At 70.5% G+C, this 17139-nt stretch carries 15 protein-coding genes and 1 riboswitch; of the genes, 2 read left to right on the top strand and 13 right to left on the bottom strand.

All coding sequences use genetic code 11. The annotated features are described in order from the left end of the window. Positions 1–32: 32 nt before the first annotated feature. A complete protein-coding gene (locus tag OO014_RS00940) occupies positions 33–1226 on the top strand; it encodes a dipeptidase (RefSeq protein ID WP_272460346.1) in 1194 nt (397 codons plus the stop codon). Positions 1227–1235: 9 nt separating this feature from the next. Here OO014_RS00940 and OO014_RS00945 read toward each other — a convergent pair whose 3' ends face one another. Together OO014_RS00945 and OO014_RS00950 are read right to left on the bottom strand one after the other, a co-directional pair. Next, on the bottom strand, positions 1236–1985 hold the full coding sequence (locus OO014_RS00945) for a two pore domain potassium channel family protein (protein ID WP_272460347.1): 750 nt from the start codon (positions 1983–1985) through the stop codon (positions 1236–1238). A gap of 48 nt (positions 1986–2033) precedes the next feature. Next, positions 2034–4994, bottom strand: a complete 2961-nt coding sequence (locus OO014_RS00950) for a DNA translocase FtsK (protein ID WP_272460348.1) — start codon at positions 4992–4994, stop codon at positions 2034–2036. Between the two features lie 278 nt (positions 4995–5272). Then, a riboswitch (SAM riboswitch) is annotated at positions 5273–5399 on the top strand. Between the two features lie 35 nt (positions 5400–5434). Here OO014_RS00950 and OO014_RS00955 point away from each other — a divergent pair. Further along, a complete protein-coding gene (locus OO014_RS00955) occupies positions 5435–6847 on the top strand; it encodes an aminotransferase class V-fold PLP-dependent enzyme (protein ID WP_272460349.1) in 1413 nt (470 codons plus the stop codon). Positions 6848–6878: 31 nt separating this feature from the next. On the opposite strand, the gene OO014_RS00960 is transcribed toward OO014_RS00955, so the two are convergent. The 11 genes from OO014_RS00960 to paaA all read right to left on the bottom strand — a co-directional run bounded on the left by OO014_RS00960 (position 6879) and on the right by paaA (position 17129). Next, positions 6879–7871: an endonuclease/exonuclease/phosphatase family protein gene (locus tag OO014_RS00960; RefSeq protein ID WP_272460350.1), complete on the bottom strand. Its 993-nt coding sequence runs from the start codon at positions 7869–7871 to the stop codon at positions 6879–6881. After that, positions 7868–9553: a ribonuclease J gene (locus OO014_RS00965; protein WP_272460351.1), complete on the bottom strand. Its 1686-nt coding sequence runs from the start codon at positions 9551–9553 to the stop codon at positions 7868–7870. The genes OO014_RS00960 and OO014_RS00965 overlap by 4 nt, the downstream gene beginning before the upstream one ends. A 52-nt stretch (positions 9554–9605) precedes the next feature. After that, the gene (gene dapA / locus OO014_RS00970) at positions 9606–10490 is read right to left on the bottom strand and encodes a 4-hydroxy-tetrahydrodipicolinate synthase (RefSeq protein ID WP_272460352.1); all 885 of its coding nucleotides are present in this window, start codon (positions 10488–10490) and stop codon (positions 9606–9608) included. Positions 10491–10674: 184 nt separating this feature from the next. Next, positions 10675–11139, bottom strand: coding sequence for a dihydrofolate reductase (locus OO014_RS00975; protein WP_272460353.1), 465 nt, complete (start codon positions 11137–11139; stop codon positions 10675–10677). A 62-nt stretch (positions 11140–11201) separates the two neighbouring features. Then, positions 11202–12017, bottom strand: a complete 816-nt coding sequence (locus OO014_RS00980; protein WP_272460354.1) for a thymidylate synthase — start codon at positions 12015–12017, stop codon at positions 11202–11204. Positions 12018–12123: 106 nt separating this feature from the next. After that, a complete protein-coding gene (locus OO014_RS00985; protein WP_272460355.1) occupies positions 12124–13230 on the bottom strand; it encodes a hypothetical protein in 1107 nt (368 codons plus the stop codon). 146 nt (positions 13231–13376) lie between these two features. Further along, on the bottom strand, positions 13377–14498 hold the full coding sequence (gene paaE, locus OO014_RS00990; RefSeq protein WP_272460356.1) for a 1,2-phenylacetyl-CoA epoxidase subunit PaaE: 1122 nt from the start codon (positions 14496–14498) through the stop codon (positions 13377–13379). After that, the gene (gene paaD, locus OO014_RS00995) at positions 14499–15002 is read right to left on the bottom strand and encodes a 1,2-phenylacetyl-CoA epoxidase subunit PaaD (RefSeq protein ID WP_272460357.1); all 504 of its coding nucleotides are present in this window, start codon (positions 15000–15002) and stop codon (positions 14499–14501) included. A 14-nt stretch (positions 15003–15016) separates the two neighbouring features. Further along, entirely contained in the window at positions 15017–15784 is a 768-nt protein-coding gene (paaC, locus tag OO014_RS01000; RefSeq protein ID WP_272460358.1) for a 1,2-phenylacetyl-CoA epoxidase subunit PaaC, read from the bottom strand. After that, a complete protein-coding gene (gene paaB, locus OO014_RS01005; protein ID WP_272460359.1) occupies positions 15781–16089 on the bottom strand; it encodes a 1,2-phenylacetyl-CoA epoxidase subunit PaaB in 309 nt (102 codons plus the stop codon). Before paaB ends, paaC begins: the two co-directional genes overlap by 4 nt. Next, positions 16086–17129, bottom strand: coding sequence for a 1,2-phenylacetyl-CoA epoxidase subunit PaaA (gene paaA / locus OO014_RS01010; protein ID WP_272460360.1), 1044 nt, complete (start codon positions 17127–17129; stop codon positions 16086–16088). The genes paaB and paaA overlap by 4 nt, the downstream gene beginning before the upstream one ends. Between the last annotated feature and the right edge of the window lie 10 nt (positions 17130–17139).

Genomic DNA, 17139 nt, shown 5'->3' on the forward strand with positions numbered 1-17139 from the left:
CCACTCTAGATGGGACCGTGTTCAATGGCTGAATGCCCGACCCTCTCGCCCACGCGCATGCCCTCCTCGCCGAGCACCCCCTCGTGGACGGCCACAACGACCTGCCGTGGGAGGCGCGCGTGCAGGTCGGCTACGACTTCGACCGGCTGGACCTGCGCTCCCGGCTGAGCACGACCGTCACCGACCTCCCACGCCTCCGGGACGGCGGCGTCGGTGGCCAGTTCTGGTCGGTCTTCGTGCCGAGCACCCTCCAGGGCGACGCCGCGGTGACCGCGACCCTGGAGCAGGTGGACGGGGTCCACCGGATGATCGGGACGTATGCCGCTGAGCTGGCTCTCGCGCGGACCGCTGACGACGTCGACGTGGCCAGGTCCCAGGGGCGGATCGCGTCGCTGCTGGGCGCCGAGGGAGGCCACTCGATCGGCTCATCGCTGGCGACGCTGCGCGCGCTGTATCTCCTCGGCGTGCGCTACCTGACCCTGACGCACAACGACAACGTCCCGTGGGCCGACTCGGCCACGGACGTGCCGGCCGTCGGAGGGCTGACGGAGTTCGGGCGCGAGGTCGTCCGCGAGATGAACCGCCTCGGGATGATGGTCGACCTGAGTCACGTCGCGGCGACGACGATGCGCGCCGCCCTCGACGAGAGCACGGCGTCCGTCATCTTCAGCCACTCGTCGGCCCGGGCGCTGTGCGACTCACCGCGCAACGTGCCCGACGACGTGCTGGGCCGGCTGCGGGACAACGGTGGCGTCTGCATGGTGACGTTCGTGCCGGAGTTCGTGTCGCCGACCGTCGCGGCCTGGCGGGTCGAGGCCGCTGCAGCGGCCGCGAAGGTGGGGGTCGACGCGAAGGACTGGCTCGCGTTCAAGCGCTTCGTCGCCGGCCACGTCCAGGACAACCCCAAGCCGGAAGCCGCGATCGCGGACGTGGTCGCCCACCTCGAGCACGTGCGCGAGGTGGCCGGGATCGAGCACGTCGGCCTCGGCGGCGACTACGACGGCACGGACTCCTACCCGGCCGGCCTGCAGGACGTCAGCGGCTACCCGCGGCTCGTGGCGGCGCTGGTCGAGCGGAACTGGTCGGACACCGACCTCGCCCTGCTCCTGCGCGGCAACACGCTGCGGGTGATGCGCGACGTCGAGGCGGTCGCCCGCGACCTGCAGACGACGCACGCACCCAGCCTGAGAACGATCGAGGAGCTCGACGCCCCACGGGAGGGCTGACGGGAGCGCTCAGCTCTGCCGGAACCGAGCGATGGTGAGGCCGACGAGTCGAGCCACGACGAGCGCGACGTAGAGCATGCCGGTGATCTGCTGGAGCAGCACGAACGACCGCGGGTGCGGCGTGATGGCGTAGATGTCCGAGAGCCCCGTGCCGGTCATGTTGGCGATCGAGAGATACAGCAGCTCGTACCAGGTCCGGGTGCCGGCCAGGTCCTCGCCGTGGATGACGAACGAGTTGGGCCAGATGAACTGGATCGCGAGGTAGAGGTAGGCGTACGCCCACGCCAGGACGGTGAACGTCGCCCCGGTCGCGAGGAGCTCGTCGCGGGTCACCCAGTTGTCGGCGAACATGTAACGGAGCAGGGCATAGCCGGTGTAGAAGTAGAACGCCGCGTGGAGCAGGGCGGACCAGAAGACGATGGTGCCGTTCTCCGGCCAGACCGACTCAGCGATGGTCAGGACGAGGACGGGGCCGCCGAGCAGGAACGACACCCACGTCAGGGCCGGCGTCGCCCGCACGGCGCGGACCGCGAGGAAGAGAACGAGGAGCCCCACCAGCCCGAAGGCGGCGTGACCCGCCTGCCGGAACTCGCCGAGCTCCAGCGTCTGGAGGAACGGGTAGAGCAGCAGCGCCAAGAGCTGGACGACGAGCAGTACGCCGGACGGGGTCTCGACGATGGTCCGCCGCCACCGGTCCAGTCGGCGCGGGGGGCCCGCCCTCCGTGGTGAGGACGGCCACAGCTCCAGCGATGCAGTCACGTCGGGGACTTTACCCGCGGCGGGCCGGTCGTCCCGGCAACCGACGCCTCACCAGCGATCGTCGCGTCGATCCGTGAGCTGCCAGGCGTCCTCCGACTCCTCGTCGTCCTCGGAGACGACGGGCGTCAGGTCGCCGGGCTGCCACGCCGCGACGGGCACGCTCGCGGTGTCGTCGACGTCCTCGCCGTGGGCGCGGCGCTCTCCGCGCTGGGCGACGAGGGAGGCGGTGCGGACCGGCTGTTCTTCCGCCGATGCCTCGTCGTATGCCGCTGGGCTCGCTTCCGGTGCGTCCTCACCTTCGACGATGGTCGGGTCCGCGCTGAACGGCGCCGGCTCGTCCAGGGGAACGCCGGACTCGTCGTCACCGACCGGTCCGGTGGTGTCGTTGGGATGCGGCACGTCCTCGCCGCGCAGGAGAGCCAGGGTCTGCTCGAGATCCTCGGGACGGACCAGCACGTCACGTGCCTTGGACCCTTCGCTGGGGCCGACGATGCCGCGTGATTCCAACAGGTCCATCAGGCGTCCGGCCTTGGCGAAACCGACGCGCAGCTTGCGCTGGAGCATCGACGTCGAGCCGAACTGCGTCGTCACGACGAGCTCGGTGGCCTGGAGCAGGACGTCGAGGTCGTCACCGATGTCGTCGTCGATCTGCTTCTTCGGCTGGGCGACCGTGACGTTCTCGACGTAGTTGGGCTTGAGCTGGGTCGTGACGAACTTGACGACCTCGTGGATCTCCGACTCGTTGACCCAGGCACCCTGCACTCGCATCGGCTTGCTCGCGCCCATGGGCAGGAAGAGGGCGTCGCCCTGGCCGATCAGCTTCTCGGCGCCGGGCTGGTCGAGGACGACTCGGGAGTCGGCGAGCGAGCTCGTGGCGAAGGCCATCCGGGAGGGCACGTTGGCCTTGATCAGACCCGTGACGACGTCGACCGAGGGACGCTGGGTCGCCAGGACGAGGTGGATGCCGGCGGCGCGGGCCAGCTGGGTGATCCGGACGACCGACTCCTCGACGTCGCGCGGCGCCACCATCATCAGGTCGGCGAGCTCGTCGACGACGACGAGAAGGTAGGGGTAGGTCGTCAGCTGGCGCTCTGAGCCGGGGAGCGGCTTGACCTTGCCCGCCCGGACCGCCTTGTTGAAGTCGTCGACGTGCTTGAACCCGAAGGCCGCCAGGTCGTCGTAGCGCTGGTCCATCTCCTTGACGACCCAGGCGAGTGCCTCGGCCGCCTTCTTCGGGTTGGTGATGATCGGCGTGATGAGGTGCGGGATGCCCTCGTAGGCGGTGAGCTCGACCCGCTTGGGGTCGACGAGGATGAGCCGGACCTCCTCCGGAGTCGACCGCATCAGGATCGAGGTGATCATCGAGTTGACGAAGCTCGACTTGCCGGAGCCGGTGGCGCCGGCGACGAGCAGGTGCGGCATCTTGGCGAGGTTGGCGATGACGTAGGCGCCCTCGACGTCCTTGCCGACCCCCATGACCATCGGGTGCTCGTTGCTCCGGGCCGTCTGGCTGCGCAGGACGTCGCCGAGCGCGACGTTCTCGCGGTCGGCGTTCGGGATCTCGATGCCGATGGCGCTCTTGCCCGGGATCGGGCTGAGGATGCGGACGTCGGCGGAGGCCACGGCGTAGGCGATGTTCTTGGACAGCGCGGTGACACGCTCGACCTTGGTGCCGGAGCCGAGCTCGACCTCGTAGCGGGTCACCGTCGGACCTCGCGTGAAGCCCGTGACGGCGGCGTCGATGTCGAACTGCTCGAAGACGTGGGTCAGCGACTCGACGACCTTGTCGTTGGCCTGGCTGCGCGTCTTGTGCGGGGCGCCGTGCGCCAGCATCGCATGGTCGGGCAGGTGGTAGGTGACGTTGCCCTCGAGGGAGAGCTGCTCGACCCTGGAGGGGATCGCCGACGTGGGGGGCGGCACGAGCTCCGGCTTGGGCCCGACCCTGGACGTGTCGGGCGCGCCGTGGGCTCGGGGGTCAGTGGCGTCGATGGCCTGCGTGCTTCCCGACGAACCCGCCGGTCGCGGTGCGAGGACGCCGGGCGCGGTGGGCCGCTTCTCCCCCGGACGCAGCTGCTGCGTCGGCTCGTCCTCGGCGCCCTTGGTCGCTGCCTGACGGAACGCCTCGTCGCCGTCGCGCTCGCTGAGGTCGACCGCCTTGCGCCGGCCCCGCTTCGTCGGGCCCGCCTCGTCGGCCGCCTCCGAGCCGTCGGCGGTGTCCGCGTCGTGCGGTCGGTGCAGCACGAGGTCACGCAGCTGGCGCAGCCGGTGCGGGATGTGGTTGACCGGGGTCGCCGTGATGACGAGGAGACCGAAGGTGCCGAGGAGGATGAGGATGGCGATCGCGCCGTAGCGGGACACGGCCGCGTCGAGCGGACTCGAGGCAAGGAAGCCGATGATCCCACCCGCGGCGCGCATCCCGTCCGCGCCGTCCGGCGGGTTCGGGATGCCGTCGCTGATGTGGGCCAGCCCGCTCGCGGCGAAGGTCAGCGCGATCGTCCCGACGATGATGCGGTTCGTCGCTGCATCGTCCTCGGGGGCACGCAGCACCCGCAGGCCCAGCAGGAGCAGCACCAGGGGGACTGCGTAGGCGATCCGCCCGAACGTGCCGGCGACGACGGCGTGGACACCCTGGCCGAACATGCCGTCGACGCCCCACCACTCGCGAGCCGCGACGATGATGGCCAGCGCGATGAGGGCGAATCCCACGCCGTCCCGGCGGTGCTCCGGCTCGAGGTCACGGGCACTGGCCCCGACGCGGCGCACCGCTCCCCCAGCCACGTGAGAGACCCCCATCCAGGTGTTTCGGACCGCCCGCACGGGCAGTGGCAGGCCTCCGCCCTTTGCCTTGCTTCGCGGCGCCGGACGCTTGGTCGTGCGAGTGCCGCCGCGGGGCGCAGCCGGGCGGGCCGCGGTCTTGGTCCGGGTCGACGGTGAGCCGCTCGCTCCGGACGACCCGCGGCTCGTCGAGGACGAGGCGGGCCGTGCGCTGCTGGACCGACGTGTCGCCATGTTCGCACCGTACGACACACACCCCCCTGAACTCACGCGTCACACGCGCAACACCGGCATTTATGCCCCAACCCGCGACCCCACCGCCCCCACCCCCCGCAACACGCCCGGAAGCAGGAAACTCCTCCGTGAAGCAACACGGGGAGTTCCGTGCTGCGGGGCGTGTTGCGTCGGGCGGCCGGACAGCGACAGCCCGCCCAGCGGCATACGTCTCAGATGACGACACGCCTGCCCGGCCCGGTGGACACATCAGCGGGAGTCTCCGTATCTTCGTCGCAGGTCATGAGCGCCAGCGTCAAGCCCCGGCTCGCTGGCCAGCAACCCTCCTCCGCGGTGGGGTGCTCCGGGTGACGACCAGGCCGTCCTCGCCACGTTCGTGGTGACGAGGACCGGCAAGCGCGGACCTGCACCCGGTGGGTCCCCCGACCCCAGGAGCACCCATGTCAGTTCTCCCCAGCACCCGTTCCGGCGCGCTCGACGGCCCGACAGCAACCGGTTGTGCCGGCGCGGGCCCGGCAGGCTTCACGACCCGGACCCGCCCTGCTGCCACCACGACGCCCGGCAGCCTCCCCGCGGTCGTGGGCGCCGGGCTGGTCGTCCCCACCGTGTCGGGACCGACCACCTACGCCAACCTCGACCACGCCGCGTCCACCCCCGCCCTGGTCACGGTCAAGGAGGCCGTTGACCGGGCCCTGGAGACGTACGCCTCCGTGCATCGCGGCGCCGGTTATGCCTCCCGGCTGACCAGCGCCTGGTACGAGCAGGCCCGGACCGAGGTTGCCGACTTCGTCGGAGCCCGGTCCGACGACGCCGTGGTCTTCACCCGCACGACGACGGACTCGTGGGCCCTGCTGGCTGCTGCCCTCCGGCACGATGCCACGGTCGTCGTCTTCGCGTCCGAGCACCACTCGACGCTCCTGCCGTGGGGGGACGACCGGACCGTCCGCCTCCCCGTGCCGCACACCGTCGCCGAGGCTCGGGACCGACTCGCCGACGCCCTCACCGCACGCCCCGACGGCCAGCGGCTCGTCGTCATCACCGCCGCCTCCAACGTGACTGGCGAGGTGTGGCCGATCGAGGACTTCGCCCGGCTGGCGCATGCACACGGCGCCCGCATCGCGGTCGACGCCGCACAGCTCTCGGCGCACCGGCGGATCGACCTCGCCGCGTGGGAGGTCGACTATGTCGCCTTCTCCGGGCACAAGACGTATGCGCCCTTCGGCACCGGCGTCCTCGCCGGGCGCTCCGACTGGCTCGACGGCGGCGACCCCTACCTGCGCGGCGGCGGTGCGACGCGCGCCGTGGCCGAGAGCGGCGTCACCTGGTCGACCGGTTCGGCCCGGCACGAGGGGGGCAGCCCCAACGTCATCGGGGCGATCGCCCTGGCTGCCGCGTGCGCCACGATCGCCGCCAACCGGGCGGCCATCGAGGCCCATGAGACACAGCTGCTGGCCCGCCTCCGCGAGGGGCTGCGATCGATCGACGGTGTCGAGGAGCTGTCGATCTTCAACGAGTCGAACGACCGCGTCGGCGTGGTTGCGTTCACGGTGCGCGGGTTCGACTCCTCGCTCGTGTCGCAGGTCCTCTCGGTCGAGCACGGAGTCGGAGTGCGCGACGGGCGGTTCTGTGCCCACCTCCTCGTGGACGAGCTGCTCTCCGGGTCAACGGAGCACGGAACGGCGGTGCGAGCCAGCATCGGTCTCGGCTCGACGGCTGAAGGCGTGGACCGGCTCATCGGGGCGCTCCGGGAGCTCGTCGAGGCCGGCCCGGCCTCCGCGTGGACCCACGACGGATCCGGCTGGGTCGTCGAGGGACTGGACCCGCGCGACCGTGAGGTCGTCCGCCCCTGGTGAACGGGACGGCCCTGGTCCGTAGGGAGCTGGGTCAGCTCGGCAGGGCGTAGGCGGCCCACACGATGGCGTGGTCGGTGCCGTGCACAGCTGTCTGTCCGGCCTCGACCACTGTCAGCCTGCGGCTCAGGAGATGGTCCAGCTGGACGTAGGGCGGCATGCGGTGACCGACGACGGGCCAGGTGCGCACCCAGCCCAGGCCAGCAACCTCGTGAGCGTCGTCGAGGCCTGCCGCCACGCTCCGGAACGCCGGATGGCCCTGGCTGGCGTTGAAGTCACCGGCGAGCACGAACGCCTCATCGACGTCCTGCCGGTCCCGCCACGTGCCGAGCGCCCGCAGCGCAGCCCGCCACTGCTCCGTGTCACCGGCCAACGGGGCCGGGACGTGCACTGCCTTGACCCGCACCGGCGTGCCGTTGACGTCGACCACGACCTCCGGCTGCAGGCTCGGCGTGTGCGCGTCCACCGGGTCGTCCCCCGTGGTCTCGGTGACCGGGAAGCGCGAGAAGACCATGGTGCCGGTGTAGGACTCCGGGCGGGTCTCACCCACCTGCTCGATGAACCAGCGGCCCAGACCGGCCTCCTCGAGGGAGGCAAGCGCATCGGGCGTGATCTCGGTGGCGACGATCACGTCGACTGACCGCGCCCGCACCGCGTCCGCGACCTGATCGGCATCGGCCATGCCGAAGGAGAGGTTCACGGACATCACCGTGAGGTCGGTCTTCGCGTCCGGCGCCGTGCGCGCAAACCAGCCGGGCAGGCTGATCCAGGCGGCCACGGCGACCGCCACCGTGACCGGCGCGAGCATCCACCACCGCCGGAGCAGCAGAGTCAGCACGAGGAGCAGCAGCAGGCCGATGGCCACGAAGGGTCCGGCCGTCTGGAGGATGACGACCGGCTGCGCGGTCGAGTCGAACCAGCGGGCCGCCCCTACCACTCCGAGGAGGACGAGGGCCAAGCCGATCGCGACGTCACGCCACGAGGTCCGACGGGACGTGCCGCGCCCGCCCCTACCGATCCGGATCACGCCTGGAGGACGACCGGGATGATCATCGGCCGGCGACGGATCTTGCCGCCCACCCACGAGCCGACGGCTCGACGGATGACCTGCTGGAGCTGCTGGTCGTCCCGCACGCCGTTGGCGACGGCCTCCTCGATGGCTCGTTCGACCTTGGGGATCACCTGCTGGAAGATCTCCTCGCTCTCGACGAAGCCACGCGCCGTGATCTCGGGACCCGAGGCGATCTTGCCGGTGGCGGCGTCGAGCACGACGATGCAGGTGATGAAGCCCTCGTCGCGCAGGATCCGCCGGTCCTTCAGGAGCGCCTCGTCGGTGCCGCCGATGTTGGTGCCGTCGACGTAGATGTAGCCGCAGTCGACGACCCCGGTGACCGAGGCGTGGCCGTCGACGAGGTCGACGACGACACCGTCCTCGGCGAGGACGACGTTGCGCTCCGGGACACCGGTCTGGATGGCCAGCTGAGCGTTGGCGAACATGTGCCGCCACTCGCCGTGCACCGGCATGACGTTGCGCGGCTTGACGATGTTGTAGCAGTAGAGCAGCTCGCCGGCGCTGGCGTGCCCCGAGACGTGGACCCGGGCGTTGCCCTTGTGCACGACGTTGGCGCCGAGGCGCATGAGGCCGTTGATGACGCGGTAGACGGCGTTCTCGTTGCCCGGGATGAGGCTGCTCGCGAGCAGGACGGTGTCGCCGGGACCGACGTTGATCCGGTGCTCGCCGTTGGCCATCCGCGAGAGCGCGGCCATCGGCTCGCCCTGCGACCCGGTGCTGATGAGCACCAGCTCGTTGTCGGCCAGGTCGCCGACCCGCTTGACGTCGACGAGGATGCCCTCGGGCACGTGGAGGTAGCCGAGCTCGGCTGCGATCCCCATGTTGCGGACCATCGAGCGGCCGACGAACGCGACCTTGCGCCCGGCCTTCGCCGCGGCGTCGAGCACCTGCTGGACCCGGTGGACGTGGCTGGAGAAGCAGGCGACGATGATCCGGCGCTGGGCGTGCCGGAAGACCTTGTCGATGGCCGGCGCGATCTCGAGCTCAGGTGTCGTGAAGCCGGGCATGTCGGCGTTGGTCGAGTCGGTGAGGAACAGGTCGACACCCTCCTCGCCGAGCCGGGCGAACGCGCGGAGGTCGGTGATCCGGCCGTCCAGGGGCAGCTGGTCCATCTTGAAGTCGCCGGTGTGCAGCAGGGTGCCGGCCTCGGTGCGCACGAAGACGGCGAGCGCGTCGGGGATCGAGTGGTTCACCGCGACGAACTCGAGGTCGAAGGCGCCGACGCGCTCGCGCTGCCCCTCCTTGACCGCGAGAGTGTAGGGCCGGATCCGGTGCTCCTTGAGCTTCGCCTCGACGAGCGCGAGCGTCAGGGTGGAGCCGATGAGCGGGATGTCACCCTTGAGCCGCAACAGATAGGGGACGGCTCCGATGTGGTCCTCGTGGCCGTGCGTCAGGACAATCGCCTCGATGTCGTCCAGACGATCGTGCAGGTACGAGAAGTCCGGGAGGATGAGGTCCACGCCGGGGTGGTGGTCCTCGGGGAACAGCACGCCACAGTCGACGATGAGCAGACGGCCCTTCGTCTCGAGGACGGTCATGTTGCGGCCGATCTCCCCGAGTCCGCCGAGGGCCACGACCCTCAGGCCGTTGTCGGGAAGCGGTGGCGGGGCGGTCAGCTCGGGGTGAGGATGGCTCACAGGGTTCCTGTCGGTGGGCTCGGCTGCTGGGGGTAGGGGTGGTGCTGCGTCCTCAGGCAATCGTCGCGAGGGCGGCCCGGACCTGGGCGCGCTGCTCGCCGGTCGCCTCCACGAGGGGCAGTCGCGTCGCGGCGGACTCGACGAGGCCCTGCTCGGCGAGGGCGGCCTTGGCCATGATGGCGCCCTGGGTCACGTACATCACCGCGTCGACGATGTCGTGCAGCGACCGGTGGATCGCTCGTGCGTCGTCCCAGCGTCCGTCGACGACGGCGTCGGCGAAGCGGCGGTAGACGGCAGGGCAGGTCTGTGACGTGACTCCGACGAAGCCGACCGCGCCGTTGACGAAGTGGGCGAGGTTCATCGCGTCGTCGCCGGAGTACCAGTCCAGACCGGTGGACTCCATCAGCTGGCTGGCGAGCCACAGGTCGCCGCGGGCGTCCTTGACCGCAACGATCCGGTCGTGCTCTGCGATCCGCAGGTACGTCTCACGGGCGATCGCGATGCCCGAGCGTCCGGGGATGTCATAGACCATGACGGGCAGGTCGCTCGCATCGGCAAGGGCGAGGAAGTGTGCGGTGAGGCCGGACTGCGGAGGCTTGTTGTAGTACGGCGTGACAGCCAGGACGGCGTGGGCGCCGGCCTGCTGCGCCATCTGCACCGACTCGACGCTCTTGGCGGTGTCGTTGCTGCCGGCCCCCGCGATGATCACGGCCCGGTCGCCCACGGCCGCGACGACCGCTCGGAGCAGCTCCTCCTTCTCGGCTGCCGTGGTTGTCGGGGACTCCCCGGTCGTGCCGGACACGACGATCCCGTCGTGCCCCTGGTCGACGAGGTGGTTCGCGAGGCGCTGGGCGGAGTCGAGATCGACCGATCCGTCTGCGCGCATCGGCGTCACCATCGCCGAGAGGACACGTCCGAGCCTGGGTGCGTCTGCCATGCGCCAAGGTTAGCGCCCGGGCCCGGGCCCTTCGGCCGCACGCCCACCACGCCGAGGTGGACGCAGAAAGCGAGGCACTACTCGCTCGGGGGTCCGAGTAGTGCCTCGCCACCCCTTCCATCGCACACCCGACCCTGGCGTTACACCGAATCGCCGAGAATTTTGATCCGGCCGGCTGCCATCGTCAGCGCCGGGCGTAGGTGACCCAGGAGAAGCCGTCATGCTCCTCGCGGTCGGTCTCCTGCCACTGGGCCTCGTCGATCTCGGGGAAGGTGACCGAGCCCTCCGGGGACCGGTCGACCTCGGTGATGACGAGCCGGGCCGCAAAGGGCATGGCCTCGCGATAGACCTCTCCCCCGCCGACGATGAACACCTCGTCCGCCGGCCCGGCGAGGCTCAGTGCCTCCGCGAGCGAGTGGGCGGTCTCGACGCCGGCGTGCTGCCACTCGGGTTGGCGGGTCACGACGATGCTGCGCCGCCCGGGCAGCACGCCCATCGTCTCGAACGTGCGGCGGCCCATGATCATCGGATGGCCCATGGTGGTGCGCTTGAAGAACTTGAGGTCCTCCGGCAGGTGCCAGGGCATCGCGGACCCGTCGCCGATCACGCCGTTGCGACCGACGGCCGCGATCATCGTCACGTTGGTCATGGAGCCACTGTCGCAGGTCCGCGGCGGAACGTCGCGGGCCGCGGCCGACACGTCGCTGCGGATCAGACGGCGATGGGCGCCTTGATGCCGGGATCCGCGACGTAGTCGACCAGCTCGAAGTCGTCGAGGTCGAACTCGTCGATGTCCGTCTTGCCCGGCGTGATCCGCATGGTGGGCAGGGGGTGCGGGGTCCGGGTGAGCTGGAGTCTGGCCTGCTCGAGGTGGTTGAGGTAGAGGTGGGCGTCCCCCAAGGTGTGGACGAACTCGCCCGGCTCGAGATCCGTCAGCTGGGCGACCATCTGGGTCAGCAGTGCGTAGCTGGCGATGTTGAACGGCACGCCGAGGAAGATGTCGGCGCTGCGCTGGTAGAGCTGGCACGAGAGCCGCCGGCGCCCACCGGGCTCCGTGGCCGGGTGGACGTAGAACTGGAAGAGCGTGTGGCACGGCGGCAGCGCCATGTCGTCGACGTCGGCAACGTTCCAGGCGGACACGATGTGCCGCCGCGAGTCCGGGTTGGTGCGGATCTGCTCGATCACCTTGGCGATCTGGTCGACGCGCCGGCCGTCGGGTGTCGGCCAGGACCGCCACTGGTAGCCGTAGATCGGCCCGAGGTCGCCGCTCTCGTCGGCCCACTCGTCCCAGATGGAGATGCCACGCTCCTGCAGCCACTGGACGTTGGTGTCACCCCGCAAGAACCACAGCAGCTCGCCGATGATCGAGCGCAGGTGCAGCCGCTTGGTCGTCATGGCCGGGAAGCCGTCCGCGAGGTCGAACCGCATCTGGTGCCCGAAGACACTGAGCGTGCCCGTGCCGGTCCGGTCGGACTTCTCCTGGCCGTGGGTCAGGACGTGGTCGAGGAGGTCGAGGTACTGCCGCACAGCCGCAGCCTAGCCCGGCCCACTGACATCCCGCCGTACCCGCTCAGGGTGTGTGCCGCGACCGGGTTCCCGGCCCCAGTCGCGGCACACACCGGCCTGACGAAAGTCAGGCCGCTCGGTCGGCGACGGCCGGGTCGGGCGCGCGCTCAGGCTCCGGGGCCGTGTCTCGGACGAGTGGCCAGAGCCCGAAGAAGTCGCCCGCCCAGGCCATGGCCGGGAAGGTCACGGCGAGGAGCGCATTGGCCAGCCACAGCTCGGCATCGAAGCCAGGGGCTCCCGAGGGCAGGTCACCGGTCACCAGCGGCATCACCGCGGCGTACGCGAGCGCGAGAACGCTGCCGACGAGGGCTGCGGCCGCTGCGCTCGCCAGACCCTTGACCGGCCCACGGAGGCTGCCGAACAGAGACCCTTGGAGCATGTTGAGCAGGATGACCGAGCCGAAGATGAACGGGATCGGCACTCGCACGAGGAACACCGGCGCGTCCATCCCGAGCCCGCGGGTCCCGACCCAGAAGAGGGCGCCGCCGATGACGACGGAGGCCAGCGTCCAGACGATGCCGAGGACCGGCTGGCGCATGACCGCACCGAACCGGGTCAGCGGCCACAGGTCGAAGTGGAGGAAGAGGAACATGACGGCGAGCGCGGTGACGGCGAGGACCGTCATGTCCCAGGCGTTGAAGAGCCCACCCGGGTCGAGCGAGGGCTGGTAGAACGGCGCACCCTTGGCGAACCCGTAGTCGAAGAGCACGTAGAAGAGGACGGCGTTGACGACGTAGGCCGTCACGAGGAGACCGAAGCCGCCGACGAGCCGGGTGCGCACGAGCGACCAGGGCCAGCCGCCCCACACGATCGCGAGGAAGAAGGTTGCCACGACCGACGTGATGATCGCCTGGATCACCATCGGGACGGGGGGCGTGACCCCGCCGCCGATGGTGGCGAGGTGCACCACCGCGATGACAGCCGCGACGGCCGCGGTCAGGACGAGGAACAGCAGTCCCCGCACCGGCTGGGGCCGCGCGGCAATCGACGCCGGCACGGCCCCGCGCCAGAACACCCCGATGACGATGCTCACGGGGATCGCGCACATGAGCGCGAACGACACCCAGCCCCCGAAGGTGGGCCAGGAGAAGAACGAGATGAAGACGAGCGCGGCGAGGATCACGGCGGTCGTCGCGACGACGCCGAGCAGGGGCTGGCGCAGGCGAGCGGGCAAGGGGCACCTCCAGGGGCAGGCGCGGCGGTGCTGCCGCGCGGCCCGAGGCTAGGGCGCCCGGCCCCTGTTGCGCCCGGACCGTTCCACGCTGAGGTACGCGGGGCTCCAGCCGGCCCGGTGACGCGCCCCGGAGGCGAGGTCTCGGCTCAGGCGTCGTAGTCCAGGGACACCTCGTCCGTGACCGGGTGGCTCTGGCAGGCCAGCACGATCCCGGCCGCGACCTCCTCCGGCTCGAGGGCGTAGTTCCGCTCCATCTGCACCTCCCCGGAGACGAGCCGGGCCCGGCACGTCCCGCACACGCCGTTGGTGCAGGAGTAGGGCGCATCGGGACGAGCGCGCAGCGTCGCGTCGAGGATCGTCTCCTCGCGGCTCGGCATGGGGATCACGGTGGTGCGCCCGTCGAGGTTGACGGTCACGGTCGCCGCGGGCGGCGCGGCCTCGTCGACGACGACCTTGCGCTTCGGCTCGGTCCCGTCCTCGACGTGGAAGATCTCGTGGTGGATGTGGTGCGGGTCGACTCCGCGCTCCTTGAGCAGCGCCTCGGCGCCGGTGACGAGACCGAAGGGGCCGCACAGATACCACTCGTCCACCGAGCCGACTGGCACGAGTGCGCCAAAGATGCGCTCGAGGCGCTCCGGGTCGAGCCGGCCGCTGAACAGCTCGACGTCCTGCAGCTCCCGGGACAGCACGTTGATGAGGTGGAACCGGCCGGGGAAGCGGTTCTTGAGGTCCTCGAGCTCCTCGAGGAACATGATCGTGCTCGTCCGGCGGTTGCCGTAGAGCAGCGTCGCCCGGGACGCCGGCTCCTCCTCCAACGCCGTGCTGAGCAGGGCCATCACCGGGGTGATGCCGGAGCCGGCGGCGATGGCGACGTGGTGTCGGGCCGCGCCGGGCTGCGTCGCGCAGGTGAAGCTGCCGAGCGGGGTCATCACCTCGAGCACATCGCCGGGGGCGACGACGTCGTTGAGCCAGGTGGACATGCGTCCCTGGGGCACACGTGCCGCGGCCACCCGCAGTGTCCCGGTGGCAGCCGCCGTGGCGCGGGACTGGCAGATGGAGTACGACTGCCGGACCTCCTCACCGTTGAGCACGGCGCGGATGGTCAGGTGCTGACCGGGCTCGAAGAGGTAATCGTCGGCGAGCTCCGGCGGCACGGCGAAGGTGATCGCGACGGACTCGTCGGTCAACCTCTCGACGTCGGCGACGGTCAGGTCGTGAAAGCGGGCCCGATGGCGGGCGGGTGCGCCCTCGGTGGTCAGGTCGGTCATTCAGATGGCCTTGAACTCGTCGAAGGGCTCGCGGCACGCGTCGCAGCGGCGCAGGGCCTTGCACGCGGTCGAGCCGAAGTGGGCGATCTCGGTGGTGTCGTCGGAGCCGCAATGGGGACAGGCGACGACGTGGCGCTGGAGCTGGACCGACACGGGTCCCCGCGACGGGCCTCCGCCCTCCGCTGAGGGCCCGGGAGGGGCGATGCCGAAGCGCGCCAACGCCTCTCGGCCGGCGGCAGTCATCCAGTCGGTGGTCCAGGCGGGTGACAGCTGGGTCACGACCTCGGAGCGGTAGCCGTGAGCGTCCGCCTCCCAGCGGATCCGGTCGGCGATGGCCTCCATGGCCGGGCAGCCGGAGTAGGTCGGTGTGATCGTGGCGACGACGGTGCGGGCGTCCTCGTCGACCGAGACGTCGCGCAGGATCCCGAGGTCAGCGATGGAGATCACCGGGATCTCGGGGTCCGGGATCCGGGAGATCGCTTCTGCGACAGTCGTCCTCGACACGGCCAGCACCGCGGTCACCACGTGGCGCCGGGATGGGAGCGCGCGATGTGCTGCATCTCGGCGAGCAGGTAGCCCATGGGCTTCGAGTGGATCCCCGCGCGGCCGCCCCGCGCGCGCCACGTGGGGGCGTGCAGGTCGAGCGTCGCCTCCTGGCACACGGCGGCGACGTGGGTGGTGACCGCCTCGTGCAGCGAGGACGGCAGCACCCCGATCCCCGACTCGGCGGCCGCGACGGACGCCTCGTCGTCGAAGAACAGCTCGGGCAGGTAGGGCAGCACCGAGTCGAGCGCCGCCTGCATCCGCGTGTGCGACTCCTCGGTGCCGTCACCGAGCCGCACGACCCACAGGGCCGCGTGGTCGAGGTGGTAGCGCACCTCCTTGAGCGCCTTGCCCGCCACCCCCGCGAGGACGGGGTCGCTCGAAGCGAGCAGAGCGGCATACAGCTCCCGCTGGTAGGTCGCGAACCACAGCAGTCGCGCCATCTCCTGCCCGAAGTCGCCGCGCTCCTGCTCGACGAGGTGCACGTTGCGCCAGTCCCGCTCGTCGCGCACCATCGCGAAGTCGTCCTCGCTGCGGCCCGTGCCGTCGAGGGTGCCGACGTGCGGATAGAGCGCCCGCGCCTGCCCGAGCAGGTCGAGCGCGATGTTGCCCAGCGCCATGTCCTCCTCGATCTGCGGCGCGTTGCTCATCCACTCGGCGAGCCGCTGCGCGTAGACCATCGCGTCATCCGCCAGACCCAGGACGTATGCCGCTGGGCTCGCTTGCGCTGCAACCTCGGTCACAGGTACTCCACGTCCTCGGGGACCTCGTAGAACGACGGGTGGCGATAGACCTTGTCAGCGGCCGGGTCGAAGAAGGAGTCCTTCTCCTCCGGGCTGCTCGCGACGATGTCGGAGGCCCGCACGACCCAGATCGACACGCCCTCCTGGCGGCGGGTGTAGAGGTCGCGACCGTTGCGCAGGGCCAGCTGCGCGTCGGGGGCGTGGAGCGAGCCGACGTGGACGTGCGAGAGCCCTCGCTTGCCACGGACGAACACCTCCCAGAGCGGCCAGCTCTTCTCGGTCGAGCTCTCGGGAGCTTCGGTCACGCAGCACTCTCCTTCTGCTTCGCTGCCTGCTTGGTTGCGTAGGCGTTGGCGGCTTCCCGGACCCAGGCGCCGTCCTCGTGGGCGCGGCGCCGGTGGGCGATGCGCTCGGCGTTGCATGCGCCGTCGCCGCGCAGCACGCGCCAGAACTCGTCCCAGTCGATCGGGCCGAAGTCGTAGTGGCCGCGCTCCTCGTTCCACTTCAGGTCGGGGTCGGGCAGCACGATGCCGAGCTTCTCCGCCTGCGGCACCATCATGTCGACGAACTTCTGGCGCAGGTCGTCGTTGGAGAACCGCTTGATTCCCCAGGCCATCGACTGGGCCGTGTGGCCGCCCTTGGCGGCCTCACCGGTGTCGGGCGGGCCGAACATCATCAGCGCCGGCCACCACCAGCGGTCGGCGGCGTCCTGGGCCATCGCCTGCTGCGCCTCGGTGCCGCGCATGAGGTTCCAGAGGATCTCGAAGCCCTGCCGCTGGTGGAACGACTCCTCCTTGCACACGCGGATCATCGCGCGGGCGTAGGGACCGTAGGAGCAGCGGCAGAGCGGCACCTGGTTCATGATCGCCGCGCCGTCGACGAGCCAGCCGATGGCGCCGCAGTCGGCCCAGGTGAGCGTCGGGTAGTTGAAGATCGAGGAGTACTTCTGCTTGCCGTCGTGGAGGCGGTCGAGCAGCTCGGCCCGGTCGATGCCGAGGGTCTCGGCGGCGCTGTAGAGGTAGAGCCCGTGGCCCGCCTCGTCCTGGACCTTGGCGATGAGGATCGCCTTGCGGCGCAGGCTGGGAGCGCGGGTGATCCAGTTGCCCTCGGGCTGCATGCCGATGATCTCGGAGTGCGCGTGCTGGGCGATCTGCCGGATCAGCGTCTGCCGGTAGTCGTCGGGCATGGCGTCCCGCGGCTCGATCCGCTGGTCTGCGGCAATGAGTGCATCGAAGTCACCTCCGACGTGCTCGCGGTGGTCCTCGTGCGCGAGTGCCTCGTCGTAGGCTCCCGTCTCTGCCGCGTTCAACGGCTCGTTCGGGTCGATGACGTCATTGCCATACATGCGTCCAGTA

It is taken from the genome of Intrasporangium calvum (assembly GCF_028446585.1).
GTDB classification, from domain to species: Bacteria; Actinomycetota; Actinomycetes; order Actinomycetales; family Dermatophilaceae; genus Intrasporangium; species Intrasporangium calvum_A.